This window comes from Klebsiella sp. HMSC16A12 (assembly GCF_001808265.1).
GTDB lineage: Bacteria > Pseudomonadota > Gammaproteobacteria > Enterobacterales > Enterobacteriaceae > Klebsiella > Klebsiella pneumoniae.
The window spans coordinates 85,771-104,462 of the sequence record NZ_KV792547.1 but is presented as its reverse complement, the minus strand read 5'-3'; the positions used below and the strand labels follow the sequence as shown (position 1 = coordinate 104,462).

Sequence of the window (18,692 nt, the reverse complement as noted above, 5' to 3'; positions counted from 1 at the left end):
GATTTTTCTAATGCCTTGTTTTGATGCCGATTAAATTGTTAATTCCGATTTTTCCCTACATGAAAGCGAATTAAAGCTGGAGTTTACCATGCACAAATTTACTAAAGCGCTGGCGGCCATTGGTCTCGCTGCGGTTATGTCACAATCAGCTATGGCGGAAAATCTTAAACTAGGTTTTCTGGTGAAACAGCCGGAAGAGCCATGGTTTCAGACTGAGTGGAAATTTGCTGATAAAGCAGGAAAAGATTTAGGCTTTGACGTTATTAAAATTGCGGTTCCGGATGGGGAGAAAACTCTGAATGCCATTGACAGCCTGGCGGCCAGCGGCGCGAAGGGCTTTGTCATTTGTACCCCCGATCCCAAGCTCGGGTCGGCGATTGTCGCCAAAGCGCGTGGCTATGACATGAAGGTGATTACCGTCGATGACCAGTTCGTCAATGCGAAGGGCAAACCGATGGAGAGCGTACCGCTGGTGATGATGGCGGCGAGCGAAATTGGCGCCCGTCAGGGGCAGGAACTCTATAAAGAGATGCAAAAGCGCGGCTGGGATGTCAAAGACACCGCCGTAATGGCGATCACCGCCGATGAGCTGGATACCGCGCGCCGTCGCACCACCGGCTCCATCGATGCCCTGAAGGCGGCCGGCTTCCCGGACGCGCAAATCTACCGCGTGCCGACAAAATCCAACGATATCCCGGGAGCGTTCGACGCCGGTAACTCGATGCTGGTCCAACATCCGCAGGTTAAACACTGGCTGATCGTCGGGATGAACGACAACACCGTCCTCGGCGGCGTGCGCGCGACCGAAGGTCAGGGCTTTAAAGCTCCCGATGTGATTGGCATCGGCATCAACGGCGTGGATGCCGTCAACGAACTGTCGAAGGCGCAGCCGACCGGCTTCTATGGTTCTCTGCTGCCAAGCCCGGATATCCACGGCTACAAAACCAGCGAAATGCTCTACAACTGGGTCACCAAGGGCGTCGAGCCGCCGAAGTTCACGGCGGTGACCGATGTGGTGTTGATTACCCGCGATAACTTCAAAGAAGAGCTGGCGAAAAAAGGGCTGTAACAGCCTGATTAAACTGGCCCCCGCCGCGGCGCGGGGGCTGAGTGCAGAAGAGCGGAGTCGTTATGCAACAGTCTACCCCTTATCTCTCATTTCGCGGCATCACCATGACGTTCCCTGGCGTAAAGGCCTTGTCCGATATCAGTTTTGACTGCTACCCAGGACAGATCCACGCGCTGATGGGCGAAAATGGCGCAGGCAAATCGACGCTGTTGAAAATTCTCAGCGGCAACTATATCCCGACCGCGGGCCATCTGCAGATCGGCGGCCAGCAGATGGCATTCGCCAATACCATGGAGGCGCTGAACGCCGGCGTGGCAATTATCTACCAGGAGCTGCATCTGATCCCGGAGATGACCGTCGCCGAAAATATCTATCTCGGTCAGCTGCCGCACAGAGGCGGCATCGTCAATCGCTCGCTGCTCAACTATGAGGCCCGCCTGCAGCTGGAGCATCTGGGTCTGGATATCGACCCGGAGACGCCGCTGAAATATCTCTCCATTGGTCAATGGCAGATGGTGGAGATTGCCAAAGCGCTGGCGCGTAACGCCAAGATTATCGCGTTCGATGAGCCGACCAGCTCGCTCTCCGCCAGAGAGATCGACAACCTGTTTCGCGTCATCCGCGAGTTGCGTGAGGAGGGAAGGGTCATCATCTATGTTTCACACCGGATGGAAGAGATTTTTGCCCTCAGCGATGCCATCACCGTCTTTAAAGATGGCCGCTACGTTTGCACCTTTGACGATATGCCGAGCGTCAGCCACGACGCCCTGGTCCAGGCGATGGTAGGCCGCAATCTGGGCGATATTTATGGCTGGAAGCCTCGCCCCTATGGCGAGGAGCGGCTGCGTCTGGATGAGGTCAAAGCGCCGGGCGTGCGCACGCCGGTTAGTCTCTCGGTGCGCAGCGGTGAAATTGTCGGTTTGTTCGGACTGGTGGGTGCCGGGCGCAGCGAACTAATGAAAGGCCTGTTTGGCGGCACGCAGATAACCGGCGGTCAGGTGTATATCGATGGCCAGCCCGTCTCCATTCGCAAACCGGCCCAGGCCATCCAGGCCGGGATGATGCTGTGCCCGGAGGATCGTAAAGCGGAGGGGATTATTCCGGTGCATTCCGTGCGCGATAACATCAATATCAGCGCCCGGCGCAAGCATATTCACGCTGGCTGCCTGATCAACAACGCCTGGGAGGCGGACAACGCCGATCAACATATCCAGTCGCTGAATATTAAAACGCCGGGCCCGGAACAGCTGATTATGAACCTGTCGGGCGGCAACCAGCAGAAAGCGATCCTTGGCCGCTGGCTGTCGGAAGAGATGAAGGTGATCCTGCTTGATGAGCCAACCCGCGGCATCGACGTCGGCGCCAAACATGAAATTTACAATGTGATCTATGGCCTCGCCGCCTCCGGTGTCGCCGTGGTGTTTGCCTCCAGCGACCTGCCGGAAGTGCTGGGCGTCGCTGACCGCATCGTGGTGATGCGCGAAGGACAAATCGCCGGCGAACTGCTGCATGAAGAAGCCAATGAACAGCAGGCGTTAAGCCTTGCGATGCCAACAGTGAGCCAGGCTGTCGCCTGAGTAAGGAGTAAATGATGTCATCAGTGACTACGTCCGGGGCTACCCGCTCAACCTTTAGCTTTGCCCGCATCTGGGATCAGTTTGGCATGCTGGTGGTGTTTGCGGTGCTGTTTATCGGCTGTGTGATTTTTGTGCCCAACTTTGCTTCATTCGTCAATATGAAAGGGCTGGGGCTGGCGATCTCGATGTCCGGGATGGTGGCCTGCGGCATGCTGTTTTGCCTGGCCTCCGGCGATTTTGACCTGTCGGTGGCGTCGGTTATCGCCTGCGCCGGGGTCACCACCGCGGTGGTGATTAATCTCAGCGAAAGCCTGTGGCTGGGGATCGCCGCAGGCCTGTTGCTGGGGGCGCTTAGTGGCCTGGTTAACGGCTTTGTCATTGCGCGCCTTAAGATCAACGCGCTGATCACCACGCTGGCCACCATGCAGATTGTCCGCGGCCTGGCCTATATTATCTCCGACGGCAAAGCGGTGGGGATCGAAGATGAACGTTTCTTCACCCTCGGCTATGCCAATTGGTTTGGTTTGCCGGCGCCGATCTGGCTGACCGTCGCCTGCCTGGTGGTTTTCGGATTATTACTAAACAAAACCACCTTTGGCCGTAATACGCTGGCTATTGGCGGCAATGAAGAGGCGGCGCGCCTGGCCGGCGTCCCGGTGGTGCGCACCAAGATTATTATCTTTGTGCTCTCCGGTCTGGTATCGGCCGCAGCGGGGATCATTCTGGCGTCGCGCATGACCAGCGGCCAGCCGATGACCTCGATTGGCTATGAGCTGATTGTTATTTCGGCCTGCGTGCTGGGCGGGGTGTCGCTGAAGGGCGGGATCGGCAAGATCTCCTACGTGGTGGCCGGGATCCTGATCCTCGGAACCGTGGAAAATGCGATGAACCTGCTGAATATCTCGCCATTCTCACAATACGTCGTGCGCGGGGTGATCCTGCTGGCGGCGGTGATCTTCGACCGCTACAAACAAAAAGCCAAACGTGCGGCCTGAATTTTAACCCAACTTTTTAGTTTACAGAGTAATTGCCGCCAGCGCCCGTTTCGCTGGCGGTAACTATCAAAAATGGCGAGGTTGGTCACACTGTCTATACTTACATGGCTCACATATAATTAACAACCAGCTTCGGCTGGCCATGATAAGGAGGAAACAGGGTGGATAACCAGATATCTGTACCGCCTGCGCTAACCGGAAACTACGCTTTTTTCTTTGACCTCGACGGTACTCTTGCCGATATCCAGCCGCACCCCGATCAGGTGGTAATACCCGACAGCACGCTGCAGGCGCTCAATGCGCTGGCCCAGCAGCAGGGGGGCGCGGTGGCATTGATTTCAGGGCGCTCAATGGCTGAACTTGACGCGCTAACCCATCCCTGGCGGCTACCGCTGGCCGGCGTTCACGGGGCCGAGCGCCGTGATATCAATGGTAAAACCTACATCGTCTCTCTGCCGACAGCGCTGCGCGATGAGATCGCGGCTGAGCTGACGTCGGCGCTGGAAGCGCTCCCGGGATGTGAGCTGGAGAGTAAAGAGATGGCTTTCGCGCTCCACTATCGCCAGGCCCCGCAGCAGCAGAGCGCCGTGCTGGAGCTGGCGCAGCGGATTGTTCAGCGCTATCCGCTGCTGGCGTTACAGCTTGGCAAGTGCGTGGTGGAGATTAAACCCCGCGGCGTCAACAAAGGGGAGGCGATTACCGCGTTCATGCAGGAGGCGCCATTCGCCGGCCGCGAACCGGTTTTTGTCGGCGATGATTTGACCGACGAGGCGGGATTCAGCGTCGTTAATCAACTGCAGGGAATGTCGGTAAAAGTTGGCGCCGGGGAAACTCAGGCGCATTGGCGGTTGGCGGATGCCGCCGCTGTAAGGACGTGGTTGCAACATCTGGCGTATGACGCGCAAACCGAAAGGAGGGATGACCATGAGTCGTTTAGTCGTAGTCTCTAACCGTATCGCCTTACCGGACGATAAAAAATCGAGCGCTGGCGGTCTGGCCGTCGGCATCCTGGGGGCACTGAGAGCGGCGGGGGGTCTGTGGTTTGGCTGGAGCGGCGAGATTGGCGATGACCAGCAGCCGCTCAAGCAGGTCTCCCGCGGGAATATTTCATGGGCGTCGTTCAACCTTAATGAACGGGACCATGATGAATACTACAACCAGTTCTCTAACGCCGTGCTGTGGCCGGCTTTCCACTATCGCCTTGATCTGGTCAGCTTTCAGCGCGAAGCCTGGGAGGGATATCTGCGGGTTAACGCCATGCTGGCGGACAAGCTTCTGCCGCTGATTGAGCCAGACGATACGCTGTGGATCCATGATTACCATCTTCTGCCCTTCGCCAGCGAGCTGCGCAAGCGCGGGGTGAACAATCGCATCGGGTTTTTCTTACATATTCCGTTCCCGACGCCGGAGATTTTTAACGCTCTGCCGCCGCACGCTGAGCTGCTGGAGCAACTGTGCGATTACGATCTGCTGGGCTTCCAGACCGAAAGCGACAGAACCGCTTTTCTCGACAGCATTGCTATGCAGACTCGCCTATCCGACCTCGGCGATAAACGCTATCAGGCATGGGGTAAGGCGTTCAGTACCGAGGTTTATCCGATAGGGATCGATCCGGACGAAATTACGCGCAACGCTAAAGGTCCGCTGCCGCCGAAGCTGGCCCAGCTGAAGAACGAGCTGAAAAATGTGAAGAATATCTTCTCCGTGGAGCGTCTTGACTATTCGAAAGGGTTGCCGGAGCGATTCCTCGCCTACGAGACGCTGCTCGAGAAGTACCCTCAGCACCACGGCAAAATCCGTTATACCCAGATCGCGCCGACCTCCCGCGGCGATGTGCAGGCCTATCAGGATATCCGCCACCAGCTGGAAACCGCAGCCGGACGCATCAACGGACAGTTTGGTCAGCTTGGCTGGACACCGCTCTACTATCTGAACCAGCATTTTGATCGTAAGCTGCTGATGAAGGTCTTCCGCTACTCTGACGTCGGGCTGGTGACTCCGCTACGCGATGGTATGAACCTTGTGGCGAAGGAGTACGTCGCGGCGCAGGATCCGGATAACCCTGGCGTACTGGTCCTGTCGCAGTTTGCCGGGGCGGCGCAGGAGCTGACCAGCGCCCTGATCGTCAATCCTTACGATCGCGACGAGGTTGCCGCCGCGCTGGATCGCGCGCTCAGCATGCCGCTGGCGGAACGTATCGCCCGTCATTCAGCGATGCTGGACGTGATCAGAGAAAATGATATTCATAACTGGCAGGCGCGCTTTGTCGAGGATCTGCAGCATATTTCACCGCGCAGCGAGGAGAGCCGTCTGCGGGGGAAGATAGCCACCTTCCCTAAACTGGCCTAGTTCAGGAAAAGGGCTAACCGGCGTTAGCCCTTTTCAAGGGAAACCAACAGGACATCAACGCCGCAGCTGCCGACGATACTTTTCGCCGAGCAGGTGGCGCGTGAGAAGAGGGAATGGTTGTGATTGCCGCAGATCACCAGATCAACACGGTGCGAGCGGCAGAAGTCCTTAATATGATGGCCTAGCTCGCCGCAGGCGATGGTCATTCTTTCTATTGGGTAGTCCGCGTGGCGAGCCAGCTCATTGAGAAACTCCCGCGTCTCTTCCTGCATCACTTCGCGCAGATTTTCCATCATCGGTGCGGCGAACTGGTTATACAGCTCCGGATCCGTAGCGAGAGTGATTAAGCTCACTTTCGCGTTAACGGGGCGGGCTATCGACACCGCTTTTTTAATTAATACCTGACTCTCCGGCGTTGGTGCGACGGCAACCAGCAGATGGGTATAAGGCATCTGGCCTCCTTGAGATACGCGGAATAACCCTTTCTTCCATTCTTTACTCCTGTTTCCCCGACTGCGCAAGGGCCGATCCCGGGATTTGCGAGCCTGTTCGTTAGTCGGCGACCTTCCAACCAGATCACATCAATGAACCTGTCTTTTGATTAAAAAGAAATGCTGTTTTATAAATGAGTGAAGTGGGGACGTCATCTCTTTGTCATTTTGCCACCGGCGACTGTTCCGTGGCAAAAGTACAAAGGTAACCTCCTTTCACAGCTTTTAGTGTAGCCAGGTACCCACTCCCTTCCGGTGGCAAATCCGGAACGATTGTCGGCGTTCTTTTAAAAAAAGACACAGGATCACGGCGATGAAAACACGAAAAATTGGACTGGCTAACTATCTGGCCTACGGCGCGGGCGATTTTCTCGGCGCCGGCACGACGGCGTTAACCGCCGCATGGCTGCTCTACTTTTACACGACCTTTTGCGGACTGACCCCGATTGAGGCCACGCTTATTTTTGCTGCCGCCCGCGTGCTGGACGCGGTGGTAAGCCCGCTGATGGGCTTTCTCACCGATAACTTTGGCACCACCTGGCTTGGTAAGCGCTTCGGCCGCAGAAAATTCTTTATTCTGCTCGGCATCCCCTGCGTATTCAGCTATTCAGCGATGTGGGTCGGCGAGATGGGCTTCTGGTACTACCTGGCGACCTATCTGCTGTTTGATATGGTCTATACCATGATTCTGGTGCCCTATGAGACGCTGGTGCCGGAGATGACCGATGACTTTAAACAGAAAACCAAATTCTCCGGCGCGCGCATTTCGATGGCGCAGATGTCGGCGATTTTAGCCTCCTTCCTGCCGGGGATCCTTCTCTCCTGGCTCGGCAAAGATAATGCCAGCTCGTTCTTCTATGCCAGTCTGGTGTTCTCGGTGCTGTGCGCGGTGATGCTGACTCTGGTCTGGTGTTTCACCTGGGAACGACCGCGGGAGGCGTGGTCGGAAGCGGCCCTGCGGGCGGAAGCGGAAAAACAAAACTTAACCCTTGCTCAGAGCCTCAATCGCCTGGTGATTGAGCTGAGTTCTACGCTGCGGATAAAAATTTTCCGCCAGCACCTCGGCATGTATCTGGGGGGCTATATCGCCCAGGACGTCTTCAATGCCGTGTTTACCTATTACGTGGTCTTTGTTCTGATGCAGGAAGCCGCCGTCGCCTCGAACCTGCTGGGGACGATGGCCATCTTCCAGTTTATTGCGGTAATCGCCATGATCCCGCTGTGCATTCGTTTTGGCCCCGCGCCGTCGTACCGCATGGTGGTGGTCTTGTTTGGCCTGAGCTCACTCTCCTACGCGCTGCTCTATTACGCCGGACTGAGCGACGTCTATTCCTTATTGCTGCTCATCTCTGCTGTCGCCGGACTGGGACGCGGCGGGATAAATTACGTACCGTGGAATACCTACACCTATATTGCCGACGTCGACGAAGCGATCACCGGCCAGCGCCGGGAGGGGATTTTTGCCGGCATCATGACCCTGACCCGCAAAGCCTCGCAGGCGGGGGCGGTGATGCTGGTGGGGATCATTATGCAGTTGTCGGGGTTTGTTTCCGGGCAAAAAATACAGCCTGAAGGGGTCAGCCATACCATTCTGCTGATCCTCAGCGTCGGCACTCTGGTGGTGTTAGCCTGCGGCTTCCTCGTCTCGCTGCGCTTCAAGCTCAACCTGCACACCCACAGCGTCCTGCGCAGCGAGACCCTCAGAATGCGCGAGCTCGGCTACGCTCAGTCGGAACAGACCAGTGCGGAACACCGCGCGGTGGTCGAGCTGCTGGCGGGGATGCCTTACGACTGTCTGTGGGGCAATAACAATATTGGCTATCTGAATCGTCATAAACCTGCTGCCCCGGCGCTCATTAAGGGCGGCGCTTTGAATTCGACATATACCCGAGGTTAACAACATGAAAGTTTGGCCGGTCAAACATAGCCCATTACTGCGTCAGCCTGAGCGTTTTATCGCCCGCAGCGAACTGCAGGCGCTGATCCGCAACGTGACACAAAACCTGGTGAATATTAAGGATGAGAGCGGGCAATTTTTACTACGCCTGGATGACGGGCGCGTGATCGATACCAAAGGCTGGGCCGGCTGGGAGTGGACCCACGGCGTTGGGCTGTACGGCATCTATCAGTATTACCAGCAAACCGGCGATATCGAGATGCGTGATATCATCGATCGCTGGTTTGCCGACCGCTTCGCCGAGGGAGCAACGACCAAAAACGTCAATACTATGGCCCCGTTTCTGACCCTGGCTTACCGCTTTGAAGAGACCGGCCGTATGGCGTATCTGCCGTGGCTGGAGAGCTGGGCGGAGTGGGCGATGCACGAGATGCCGCGCACCGAGCAGGGCGGTATGCAGCACATGACTCTGGCGGAGGAGAACCATCAGCAAATGTGGGATGACACGCTGATGATGACCGTGTTGCCGTTAGCCAAAATTGGCAAGCTGCTTAACCGCCCCCAGTATGTGGAGGAGGCAACCTACCAGTTCCTGCTCCATGTGCAGAACCTGATGGACCGGGAGACCGGGCTGTGGTTTCACGGCTGGAACTATGAGGGGCGGCATAACTTTGCCCGGGCGCGTTGGGCGCGGGGCAACAGCTGGCTCACCATGGTGATCCCGGATTTTCTGGAACTGGTGGATCTCCCCGAGGGGAATGCGGTACGGCGCTATCTGATTACAGTCCTCGACGCACAGATTGCCGCCTTAGCAGAATGCCAGGACGACAGCGGCCTGTGGCATACCTTGCTGGACGACCCGCACTCTTATCTTGAGGCCTCGGCGACCGCCGGCTTTGCCTACGGCATTCTCAAAGCGGTGCGCAAGCGTTACGTCGGGCAGCACTACGCCGGGGTGGCTGAAAAAGCGATTCGCGGGATTGTGCAGAATATTTCGCCGCAGGGGGAGCTGCTGCAGACCTCATTTGGCACCGGGATGGGGTCAGACCTCGACTTTTATCGCCAGATCCCGCTTACCTCGATGCCCTACGGTCAGGCGATGGCGATCCTTTGTCTGACGGAGTATCTACGCAAGTACTTCTGAGCAGGGCGCCCCGCTGGCGAGGCGCCGAATAAAACTAACCCGGCTTTCGCCGGGTTGCTTGTTACATACGCTCGACGGTTTCGATACCGAGGGTATCGAGACCCAGCTTGAGGGTTTTCGCCGTGAGCAGCGCCAGCTTCAGACGGCTGTTGCGGGTCTCTTCGCTTTCCGCGCTGAGGATCGGGCAGTGCTCGTAGAAGCCGGAGAACAGGCCCGCCAGATCGTAGAGGTAGGCGCACATCACGTGCGGCGTCCCTTCGCGAGCGACCACGGAGAGGGTCTCTTCAAACTGCAGCAGGCGCGCGGCCAGCTGAGCTTCGCGATCTTCGGCGATGACCACCGGCGCGTCGATCATCGCGTTTTCGTCGATGCCGGCTTTGCGGAACACGGAGAGCACGCGGGTATAGGCATACTGCATATACGGCGCGGTGTTGCCTTCGAACGCCAGCATATTATCCCAGTCGAAGACGTAGTCGGTGGTGCGGTTTTTCGACAGGTCGGCATATTTAACCGCGCCGATACCCACCACTTTCGCCAGATTTTCCAGCTCGTCAGCCGACATATCCGGGTTCTTCTCGGCCACCAGGCGACGGGCGCGCTCCAGCGCTTCGTCCAGCAGATCCGCCAGCTTCACGGTACCGCCGGCGCGGGTTTTAAACGGCTTGCCGTCTTTCCCCAGCATCATACCGAACATATGGTGCTCCAGCGGCACGGAGTCCGGCACGTAGCCTGCCTTGCGCACGATGGTCCACGCCTGCATCAGGTGCTGGTGCTGACGAGAGTCGATGTAGTAGAGCACGCGGTCGGCGTGCAGCGTTTCATAGCGATACTTCGCACAGGCGATATCGGTGGTGGTATAGAGATAGCCGCCATCCTTTTTCTGGATGATGACGCCCATCGGTTCGCCTTCCTTGTTTTTGTACTCATCAAGGAAGACCACGGTAGCGCCTTCGCTCTCAACCGCCAGCCCTTTGGCTTTCAGATCGGCGACGATCCCCGGCAGCATCGGGTTGTACAGGCTCTCACCCATCACGTCATCGCGGGTCAGGGTCACATTCAGGCGATCGTAGGTGATCTGGTTTTGCGACATGGTGATGTCGACCAGCTTACACCACATCTGCAGGAAGTACTCATCACCACCCTGCAGCTTAACCACGTAGCTGCGCGCGCGCTCGGCGAAGGCTTCGTCTTCGTCATAGTGCTTTTTCGCTTCGCGATAGAAACCTTCGAGGTCGGCCAGGGCCATTTCGCCGGCGTTTTCCTGCTGCTGTTTTTCCAGATACGCGATCAGCATCCCGAACTGGGTGCCCCAGTCGCCGACGTGGTTGGCGCGAATCACCTTATGACCCAGGAACTCCAGGGTACGGACTGAAGCATCGCCAATGATGGTCGAACGCAGATGGCCGACGTGCATCTCTTTCGCTACGTTGGGTGCCGAGTAGTCGACGACGATAGTCTGCGCCTGCGGTTTCGTGACGCCCAGGCGCTCAGACTGCAGCGCGCGGTTGACGTTGTCCGCCAGAAACGCGGGGTCGAGGAAAATATTGATAAAGCCCGGCCCGGCGATTTCAACCTTGTTGGCAATGCCGTTGAGGTCAAGATGAGACAGTACCTGCTCTGCAAGTTGTCGCGGCGCCATACCCAGCTTTTTGGCGACAGCCATCACGCCGTTGGCCTGATAGTCGCCGAACTGAACTTTTGCTGACTGGCGGACCTGGGGTTCGCAATCGGCAGGCGCGCCTGCCGCGATCAGGGCCTGGCTGACTTTTTCTGAGAGAAGAGCCTGAATATTCACCGGAATACCTTACGTGTAATGCGCCTGCCCCCGAGGGAGGCGGCGCCATAATGTGGACAAATTAGGGCGGGAGTATACTGCATTTGTCCCCGTCCGTCAGCATTGCGCGCGGCGCGCCGGCGTGCGCAATCCATCGCCGGTCAGTTGCCCATCAGCGGGGCGGCGGTTGGTCCGCAGGCCGAAACACGGTAAATTACCTTTTCATTACTGACGAGCATTATTGACGAGTAAACCCATGGCAAACTGGCAGCAAAATGAACAACTGGCCGATATTACGGCGGATCTCCCGCGATTTTCCGATGCGCTTGAGCGCTTCACTGCGCGACTGGGACTGGAGATCGCCGGGCTCGACGCCGACCATATCTCCCTGCGCTGTCATCAGAATACCACTGCGGAACGCTGGCGCCGCGGTCTGGAGCAGTGCGGCACCCTGCTGTCGGAGAATATGATCAACGGCCGGCCCATTTGCCTGTTCAAACTGGCGGAGCCGGTCTGCGTGGCGCACTGGCGCTTCCATATCGTTGAGCTGCCGTGGCCGGGTGAAAAGCGTTATCCCCATGAAGGCTGGGAGCATATCGAAATCGTCCTGCCCGGCGATCCGGCAACCTTAAATGCCCGCGCTCTGGCGCTGCTGGCCGATGACGGACTCAGCCAGCCGGGGATCGTGGTCAAAACCAGCTCGCCGAAAGGGGAGCATGAGCGCCTGCCGAATCCTACCCTGGCGGTGACCGACGGCAGCGTGACGGTCAAATTTCATCCGTGGTCTATTGAACAAATCGTCGCCAGCGAGCAAGCCGATACGTAACAGTGTGAAGCCGCGCGGCGTCTGCCGCGTGAAATTGTGACATGCTGCAAAGGTTGTCTGGATCAGGGAGAGAGGAATGGCGGTACTGGAAGTGTGTTGCTACAGCATGGCGTGCGCCCGGGAGGCTGAGCGCTGCGGCGCCGATCGTATTGAGCTCTGCGCCGCGCCGCAGGAAGGGGGATTAACCCCCTCTTATGGGGTGCTGGTCTCGGCCCGCGAGGCGATTACTCTCCCGGTGCATCCGATCGTTCGCCCGCGCGGCGGCGATTTCTGCTACACCGAGGAAGAGTTCGCCGCGATGCTTAACGATATTCGCATGGTGCGGGATCTGGGCTTTCCCGGGCTGGTGACCGGCGTGCTGGATGCTGATGGCCAGGTCGATATCCCGCGGATGAAAAAAATAATGGCCGCGGCGGGGCCGCTGGCGGTGACCTTTCATCGCGCGTTCGATCTGTGCGCTGACCCGCGTCAGGCCTGGAAAACGCTGGGTGAGCTGGGGGTCAAACGTATCCTGACTTCCGGTCAGCAATCCTCGGCGGAGAAAGGTATTTCATTAATTACGGAACTTATTGCCGCAGGGGATACTCCAATCATTATGGCCGGTGCGGGAGTCCGCGCCGCGAACCTGTCGCTGTTTCTGCAGGCGGGGGTGAAAGAGGTCCATAGCTCGGCTGGCCACTGGTTGCCGTCGGAAATGCGCTTTCGTCATCCGGGCGTTTCGATGTCAGCCGATCCCGATGCCGATGAATACAGACGCTACGCCGTGAATGGCGCAGCGGTGGCGGAGATGAAAAGGATTATCTCCGCCTGGAGAAGTTAAACGGTTTTTTGCTGCACATCATGTCGCCCAATATGATGATTGCCCGTACCAGGCCCCTGCCCATTAAACAGGGGCCTTTTTTTATCTCGCTTTTTTCGCCAGCGACTGCTGGGTTTCCGGTTTGGTGGCAATGATCACAGCTCGTAATGGCGCCGGATAGCCTTCCACCGTTTTGCGCTGATCCTGTGGGTCGAGGAAATCGGCCAGCGATTCGGTCGTCATCCATTCGGTGCGTCGCTGCTCCTCTGTCGAGGTGACGCAGGCGTCGACGATGCGCACGTCAATAAACCCGCACTTCTCCAGCCACATTTTCAGGGCCGCCGCCGAGGGGATAAAATAGACGTTGCGCATTTGCGCATAGCGGTCGCCCGGTACCAGCACCGTATTTTCATCTCCTTCAACCACCAGCGTCTCCAGCACCAGCTCGCCCCCTGGCGCCAGCTGATCTTTCAGCTGCCACAGATGGTCCAGCGGCGAGCGGCGGTGGTAGAGCACCCCCATCGAGAACACGGTGTCGAAGGCCTCCAGCGCCGGCAGCTGCTCGATGCCCAGCGGCAGCAAATGCGCCCGCTGGTCGTTACCGAGCAGCTTACGCACCGCTTCAAACTGGCACAGGAACAGCTGGGTGGGATCGATACCGACCGCCAGATGTGCGCCGGCGCCGATCATCCGCCACATGTGATAGCCGCTGCCGCAGCCCACGTCGAGGATAGTCCGGCCAGTGAGATCGGACAGGTGCGGCAGAACGCGCTCCCATTTCCAGTCGGATCGCCATTCGGTATCGATATTGATGCCGTACAGCGAATAAGGGCCTTTGCGCCACGGCATCAGGTTTTTAAGCAGATTTTCGATCCGCCGCTGATGGCCTTCGCTGAGCGGCGTTTCGCTCTCGGCGGTGACGCTGTGCAGAAGATCCAGACGCCAGGGCGTTAACTCCGGCAGAAATTCTACGGCGCGCTCCCATTCACGAAACTTGCCGTGCAGGGCATCGCGCTGCCAGGCGGCTACCTGGGCAGGCAGCGTCTCCAGCCAGTGAGACAGCGGGCTTTTGGCGATCAGCTGATAGAAGTTACTGAAGTCGATCATGCCTGCTCCCCGGCTTTAACAGCCACCAGCGAGCCAAAGTTAAAGCACTGGAACCACAGTTCGGCATGTTCAAACCCAGCCTGACGCAGGCGGGCTTTATGGGTTTCGACGGAGTCCGTCAGCATCACATTTTCCAGCATGCTGCGTTTCTGGCTGATCTCCAGTTCGCTGTAGCCGTTGGCGCGCTTAAAGTCATGATGCATATTGAACAACAGTTCGCCAACGTGGGCGTCTTCGAAGCTGAATTTTTCCGAGAGCACCAGCGCGCCGCCCGGATTCAGCCCCTGATAGACTTTATTGAGGATCGCCTGGCGATCGCCCGGCTCAAGGAACTGAATAGTAAAGTTCAGGATCACCAGCGAGGCGTTTTCAATGGTCACGTCGCGGATATCCCCTTCAATCACTTCGACCGGCGTCGGCGCTTTATAAGCGTCAATATGGCGACGGCAGCGCTCCACCATCGCGGGCGAGTTATCGATGGCGATAATGCGACAGTCCGGATGGCTAATATTGCGGCGCACGGAGAGGGTGGCGGCGCCCAGCGAACAGCCAAGATCGTAAACCTGAGTGTTGGGCTGAACGAAGCGCTCGGCCAGCATGCCGATCATCGAGATGATATTGGAGTAGCCGGGCACAGAACGCTGGATCATATCGGGGAAGACTTCAGCAACCCGTTCATCAAAGGTCCAGTCGCCGAGGCTGGCAATCGGCGCGGAAAAAAGCGTATCGCGGTGAGACATAACGTTAAACCCGAAAAAACGAAAACGGCGTATTGTGCGCTAACGGAGGGAGAAAACCAACTCCCAGGGCATATACCAAAGATTGGCCAGCACCATTAGCAACAACGCGCACCAGGTGGCGCTCATGCCGGAGCGGCGCCAGTAGTAGACGCGGTGATGAAAACCCCAGGAGTGCATCAGTCGCCCGACAATCAATAAAATCCCGCAAACGTGCACCATCCAGGTCTGAGCGCCGTTCATCTCCATAAATAACAGCAAAATGAGGCCAATCGGCACATATTCGACGGCATTGCCGTGAACGCGGATGGCAACCTGCAGCTCGCTAAAGCCGCCATCACCGTAGCCTACATGGTATTGGGTGCGCAGACGCACCACGTCAAATGAGAACTTCACTAACAATAACGCACCTAAAACGGCATACAGCGCGCTGACCATACGAAAACTCCCTTTAACTCTGGCAGATGGCTCCGGATATGATAGCAGGATATCAGAAAAGAGAAGATTGCTGCGGAATCGACGGCGCATTTCCTGCCGCCGGCAGGGCAGCGCGCAGGTCACCCCACAGGGTATCCACCAGCGCCGGGGCGAAAGCAATGTCCGGGGTATGCAGGAACAACCACGGGGTCCCCGACTGATGCCACTTCGCCAGGGTCTGAAGCCAGACGCGAAACAGTTCCCGGTTATGGACCATATCGTCACCGCCGATAAACCGCACCATTGGCTGTCGGGCGGTCATCACCGCATGTACCGGCACCTTCGGTTTCTTTTGTTGGGCATCGATCATCGCCGGACTGGTGGCCGCAGCGCTATGGACCGGGCGGCTGTCGAGGATCACGCGGTTGACTTTACGCTCGTGCAGCCCGCGGTTGAGCTGCTGTTCCGCTTCCCCTTTGGTGAAAAACTCGGGATGACGAACTTCGACGCCGTAGGTGAAATCTTTCGGCAGTCCGTCGAGAAAATGCCATAGCGCGGGGAGATCGCGAGGACCGAACGTCGCCGGCAGCTGCAGCCAGTACTGGCCGATGCGCGAGGCCAGCGGCGCCAGGCGGGCAAAAAATTCGCTGCTTAACTCGTCGCAATGGCGCAGGGCGGCCTGGTGCGAGATGGTGGCCGGGAATTTGAAGCAGAAGCGGAAGTCATCGTGGGTCTGTTCGTACCAGCGGGCGACAATCTCCGGCTTTGGTAGCGCATACAGGGTGGTGTTTCCCTCCACGCAGTTAAAGTGGCGGGCGTACTCTTCAAGGCTGGTGATGCCAAGGCGCACCCATTTCGGGTGCGACCACTGGGGAAGCCCAATATAAATCATAGCGCCGTGAGGATCTCCTCGGTACTGCGCACCCGGCCGATGCGCGGGAAAATATGCGTCATACTGCCCTGATGCTGCTCGGCGGAGGCGGCGCTGCAGGCATCTTCGGCGATGACCAGGTTAAAACCCAGCTCCCAGGCATTGCGGGCGGTGGATTCGACGCCGATGTTGGTGGAGATGCCGCAGAGAATAATGGTGTCGATCCCGCGGCGGCGCAGCTGAAGCTCAAGGTCGGTGCCATAGAACGCGCCCCACTGGCGTTTGGTCACTTCGATATCGCTCTCCTGCTTACCCAGCGTGGCCGGGTAGGTCCACCAGTTTTCGGGCAGCGTATGCGCCCCGGCCTGAGCGTCGACAGGCTGTTTCAGCGCTTCGGCGAAATCGGCCGACCAGCCCACGCGGACCATGATGACCGGCGAACCCTGTTGCCGGCACTTGTCTGCCAGGCGAGCGGCGCGCGCCACCACCTCGTCAGCCCGATGCGGGCCGCCGGCGAAAGGCAGAATGCCTTCCTGCAGATCGATTACCACCAGCGCCGTGTTTTTTGCATTGAGTTCTAACATGGTATCCCCGTATCTTCATCTGTTGTCAGGCGGCTACAATACCTTTGCGGCTTCAGCAAAAGAGTAACAAATTTTGTTAATTTATGTGAGTGTGGACGTTAAGCGCGCAGCAAAGCAGCGTACATCGTGCGTCGGACTTATCGAACGACAGAATTTCCAGTATAATAGCCGCCTTTTTTCATTCAGTTGTGACATCAGCTAAAGCTGCGACCTCGTCGCCTGCAGGGCAGACGACAATCCGCCGACGGCTAAGTTAAGGGATATCTCATGCGTACAGAATATTGCGGACAGCTTCGACAGTCCCACGTTGGGCAGCAGGTGACTCTGTGTGGTTGGGTCAACCGCCGTCGCGATCTCGGTAGCCTCATTTTTATCGATATGCGCGACCGCGAAGGCATCGTTCAGGTGTTTTTCGATCCGGATCGTGCGGATGCGTTGAAGTTAGCCTCTGAACTGCGTAATGAGTTCTGCATTCAGGTCACTGGCACCGTTCGCGCGCGTGAAGAGAAAAACATCAACGCGGACATGGCCACCGGCGCTATCGAAGTGCTGGCTTCCGATCTGACGATCATTAACCGCTCAGAATCGCTGCCGCTGGACTCCAATCACGTCAACACCGAAGAAGCGCGTCTGAAATACCGCTACCTCGACCTGCGTCGTCCGGAGATGGCGCAGCGCCTGAAAACCCGCGCGAAAATTACCAGCTTTGTGCGCCGCTTTATGGACGACCATGGCTTCCTCGACATCGAAACCCCGATGCTGACTAAAGCCACCCCGGAAGGCGCCCGCGATTACCTCGTGCCTTCCCGCGTGCACAAAGGCAAATTCTACGCGCTGCCGCAGTCGCCGCAGCTGTTCAAACAGCTGCTGATGATGTCCGGCTTCGACCGCTACTATCAGATCGTCAAATGCTTCCGCGATGAAGACCTGCGTGCCGACCGTCAGCCTGAATTCACCCAGATCGACGTGGAAACCTCCTTTATGACCGCGCCGCAGGTGCGTGAGATCATGGAGGCGATGGTGCGTCAGCTGTGGCTGGAAGTGAAAGGCGTCGACCTGGGCGAGTTCCCGATCATGACCTTCGCCGAAGCCGAACGTCGCTATGGCTCCGATAAACCGGATCTGCGTAACCCGATGGAGCTGGTGGACGTCGCCGACCTGCTGAAGTCTGTGGAATTCGCGGTCTTTGCCGGCCCGGCCAACGATCCGAAAGGGCGCGTGGCGGCCCTGCGCGTCCCGGGCGGGGCCTCTCTGACCCGCAAGCTGATTGACGAATACGGCAACTTTGTGAAGATCTACGGCGCGAAAGGGCTGGCCTATATTAAAGTGACCGAGCGTGCCAAAGGCATGGACGGGATCAACAGCCCGGTGGCCAAATTCCTGACCGCTGAAATCGTGGAAGCGATCCTTGACCGCACCGGCGCGCAGGATGGAGACATGATCTTCTTCGGCGCCGACAACAAGAAAGTAGTGGCCGACGCGCTGGGCGCGCTGCGTCTGAAGCTGGGTAAAGACCTGAGTCTGACTGACGAGAGCAAATGGGCGCCGCTGTGGGTGATCGACTTCCCGATGTTCGAAGACGACGGCGAAGGCGGCCTGACGGCGATGCACCATCCGTTCACCTCGCCGAAAGATATGACCGCGGATGAGCTGAAAGCCGCCCCGGAAGAGGCTGTAGCCAACGCCTACGATATGGTTATTAACGGTTATGAAGTCGGCGGCGGTTCGGTGCGTATCCACCGCGGCGAGATGCAGCAGACCGTATTTGGTATTCTGGGCATTAACGAACAGGAACAGCGTGAGAAATTCGGCTTCCTGCTGGATGCGCTGAAGTACGGTACGCCGCCGCATGCAGGTCTGGCCTTCGGTCTTGACCGTCTGACCATGCTGCTGACCGGTACCGATAACATCCGCGACGTTATCGCTTTCCCGAAAACCACCGCGGCCGCCTGCCTGATGACCGAAGCGCCAAGCTTCGCCAATCCGGCGGCGCTCGGTGAACTGGGTATTCAGGTTGTGGAGAAAGAGGCAAAAGCGTCTCTGGAGAACAAGTAA

17 protein-coding genes are annotated in these 18,692 nt (G+C 57.8%); 10 read left to right on the top strand and 7 right to left on the bottom strand.

The features are described 5' to 3' along the window. The first annotated feature begins 88 nt into the window (after window positions 1-88). The 5 genes from HMPREF3140_RS05765 to otsA all read left to right on the top strand — a co-directional run bounded on the left by HMPREF3140_RS05765 (window position 89) and on the right by otsA (window position 5,990). Window positions 89-1,069, top strand: a complete 981-nt coding sequence (locus tag HMPREF3140_RS05765; protein WP_002911518.1) for an arabinose ABC transporter substrate-binding protein — start codon at window positions 89-91, stop codon at window positions 1,067-1,069. Window positions 1,070-1,131: 62 nt separating this feature from the next. Continuing rightward, window positions 1,132-2,646, top strand: coding sequence for an L-arabinose ABC transporter ATP-binding protein AraG (gene araG, locus HMPREF3140_RS05760; RefSeq protein WP_023341893.1), 1,515 nt, complete (start codon window positions 1,132-1,134; stop codon window positions 2,644-2,646). A 14-nt stretch (window positions 2,647-2,660) separates the two neighbouring features. Next, window positions 2,661-3,641, top strand: coding sequence for an L-arabinose ABC transporter permease AraH (gene araH / locus HMPREF3140_RS05755; RefSeq protein WP_002911507.1), 981 nt, complete (start codon window positions 2,661-2,663; stop codon window positions 3,639-3,641). A gap of 161 nt (window positions 3,642-3,802) precedes the next feature. Further along, window positions 3,803-4,591 (top strand): trehalose-phosphatase, encoded by a 789-nt coding sequence (otsB, locus tag HMPREF3140_RS05750; RefSeq protein ID WP_002911505.1) that lies wholly within the window; start codon window positions 3,803-3,805, stop codon window positions 4,589-4,591. Then, complete coding sequence (otsA, locus tag HMPREF3140_RS05745; protein ID WP_004175414.1) at window positions 4,566-5,990, top strand: alpha,alpha-trehalose-phosphate synthase; 1,425 nt, start codon at window positions 4,566-4,568, stop codon at window positions 5,988-5,990. Before otsB ends, otsA begins: the two co-directional genes overlap by 26 nt. 23 nt (window positions 5,991-6,013) lie before the next feature. Here otsA and uspC read toward each other — a convergent pair whose 3' ends face one another. After that, window positions 6,014-6,442 (bottom strand): universal stress protein UspC, encoded by a 429-nt coding sequence (gene uspC, locus HMPREF3140_RS05740; protein WP_002911500.1) that lies wholly within the window; start codon window positions 6,440-6,442, stop codon window positions 6,014-6,016. Window positions 6,443-6,794: 352 nt separating this feature from the next. On the opposite strand from uspC, the gene HMPREF3140_RS05735 reads away from it, so the two are divergent. Together HMPREF3140_RS05735 and HMPREF3140_RS05730 are read left to right on the top strand one after the other, a co-directional pair. Further along, the gene (locus HMPREF3140_RS05735; protein ID WP_002911499.1) at window positions 6,795-8,378 is read left to right on the top strand and encodes an MFS transporter; all 1,584 of its coding nucleotides are present in this window, start codon (window positions 6,795-6,797) and stop codon (window positions 8,376-8,378) included. 4 nt (window positions 8,379-8,382) lie between these two features. Beyond that, a complete protein-coding gene (locus tag HMPREF3140_RS05730) occupies window positions 8,383-9,522 on the top strand; it encodes a beta-galactosidase BglB (protein ID WP_002911497.1) in 1,140 nt (379 codons plus the stop codon). A 61-nt stretch (window positions 9,523-9,583) separates the two neighbouring features. Here HMPREF3140_RS05730 and argS read toward each other — a convergent pair whose 3' ends face one another. Then, window positions 9,584-11,317 (bottom strand): arginine--tRNA ligase, encoded by a 1,734-nt coding sequence (gene argS, locus HMPREF3140_RS05725; RefSeq protein ID WP_032411878.1) that lies wholly within the window; start codon window positions 11,315-11,317, stop codon window positions 9,584-9,586. 235 nt (window positions 11,318-11,552) lie between these two features. Here argS and HMPREF3140_RS05720 point away from each other — a divergent pair, with 235 nt between their 5' ends. Beyond that, window positions 11,553-12,122 (top strand): VOC family protein, encoded by a 570-nt coding sequence (locus tag HMPREF3140_RS05720; RefSeq protein ID WP_004145569.1) that lies wholly within the window; start codon window positions 11,553-11,555, stop codon window positions 12,120-12,122. A 76-nt stretch (window positions 12,123-12,198) separates the two neighbouring features. Beyond that, a complete protein-coding gene (gene cutC, locus HMPREF3140_RS05715) occupies window positions 12,199-12,942 on the top strand; it encodes a copper homeostasis protein CutC (protein ID WP_032411874.1) in 744 nt (247 codons plus the stop codon). A gap of 81 nt (window positions 12,943-13,023) precedes the next feature. Here cutC and cmoB read toward each other — a convergent pair whose 3' ends face one another. Genes cmoB through HMPREF3140_RS05690 form a run of 5 tightly spaced genes read right to left on the bottom strand, consistent with a single transcriptional unit; the run spans window position 13,024 to window position 16,637 of the window. Next, window positions 13,024-14,028, bottom strand: a complete 1,005-nt coding sequence (gene cmoB, locus HMPREF3140_RS05710; protein ID WP_004151451.1) for a tRNA 5-methoxyuridine(34)/uridine 5-oxyacetic acid(34) synthase CmoB — start codon at window positions 14,026-14,028, stop codon at window positions 13,024-13,026. Continuing rightward, a complete protein-coding gene (gene cmoA / locus HMPREF3140_RS05705; protein WP_004175417.1) occupies window positions 14,025-14,768 on the bottom strand; it encodes a carboxy-S-adenosyl-L-methionine synthase CmoA in 744 nt (247 codons plus the stop codon). The genes cmoB and cmoA overlap by 4 nt, the downstream gene beginning before the upstream one ends. A gap of 39 nt (window positions 14,769-14,807) precedes the next feature. Further along, entirely contained in the window at window positions 14,808-15,203 is a 396-nt protein-coding gene (locus tag HMPREF3140_RS05700; protein ID WP_002911484.1) for an MAPEG family protein, read from the bottom strand. A gap of 52 nt (window positions 15,204-15,255) precedes the next feature. After that, window positions 15,256-16,074, bottom strand: a complete 819-nt coding sequence (locus tag HMPREF3140_RS05695; RefSeq protein ID WP_070552879.1) for a DUF72 domain-containing protein — start codon at window positions 16,072-16,074, stop codon at window positions 15,256-15,258. After that, window positions 16,071-16,637, bottom strand: coding sequence for a hydrolase (locus tag HMPREF3140_RS05690; protein ID WP_004145564.1), 567 nt, complete (start codon window positions 16,635-16,637; stop codon window positions 16,071-16,073). The genes HMPREF3140_RS05695 and HMPREF3140_RS05690 overlap by 4 nt, the downstream gene beginning before the upstream one ends. Before the next feature lie 267 nt (window positions 16,638-16,904). Here HMPREF3140_RS05690 and aspS point away from each other — a divergent pair, with 267 nt between their 5' ends. Further along, complete coding sequence (aspS, locus tag HMPREF3140_RS05685; protein WP_002911479.1) at window positions 16,905-18,692, top strand: aspartate--tRNA ligase; 1,788 nt, start codon at window positions 16,905-16,907, stop codon at window positions 18,690-18,692.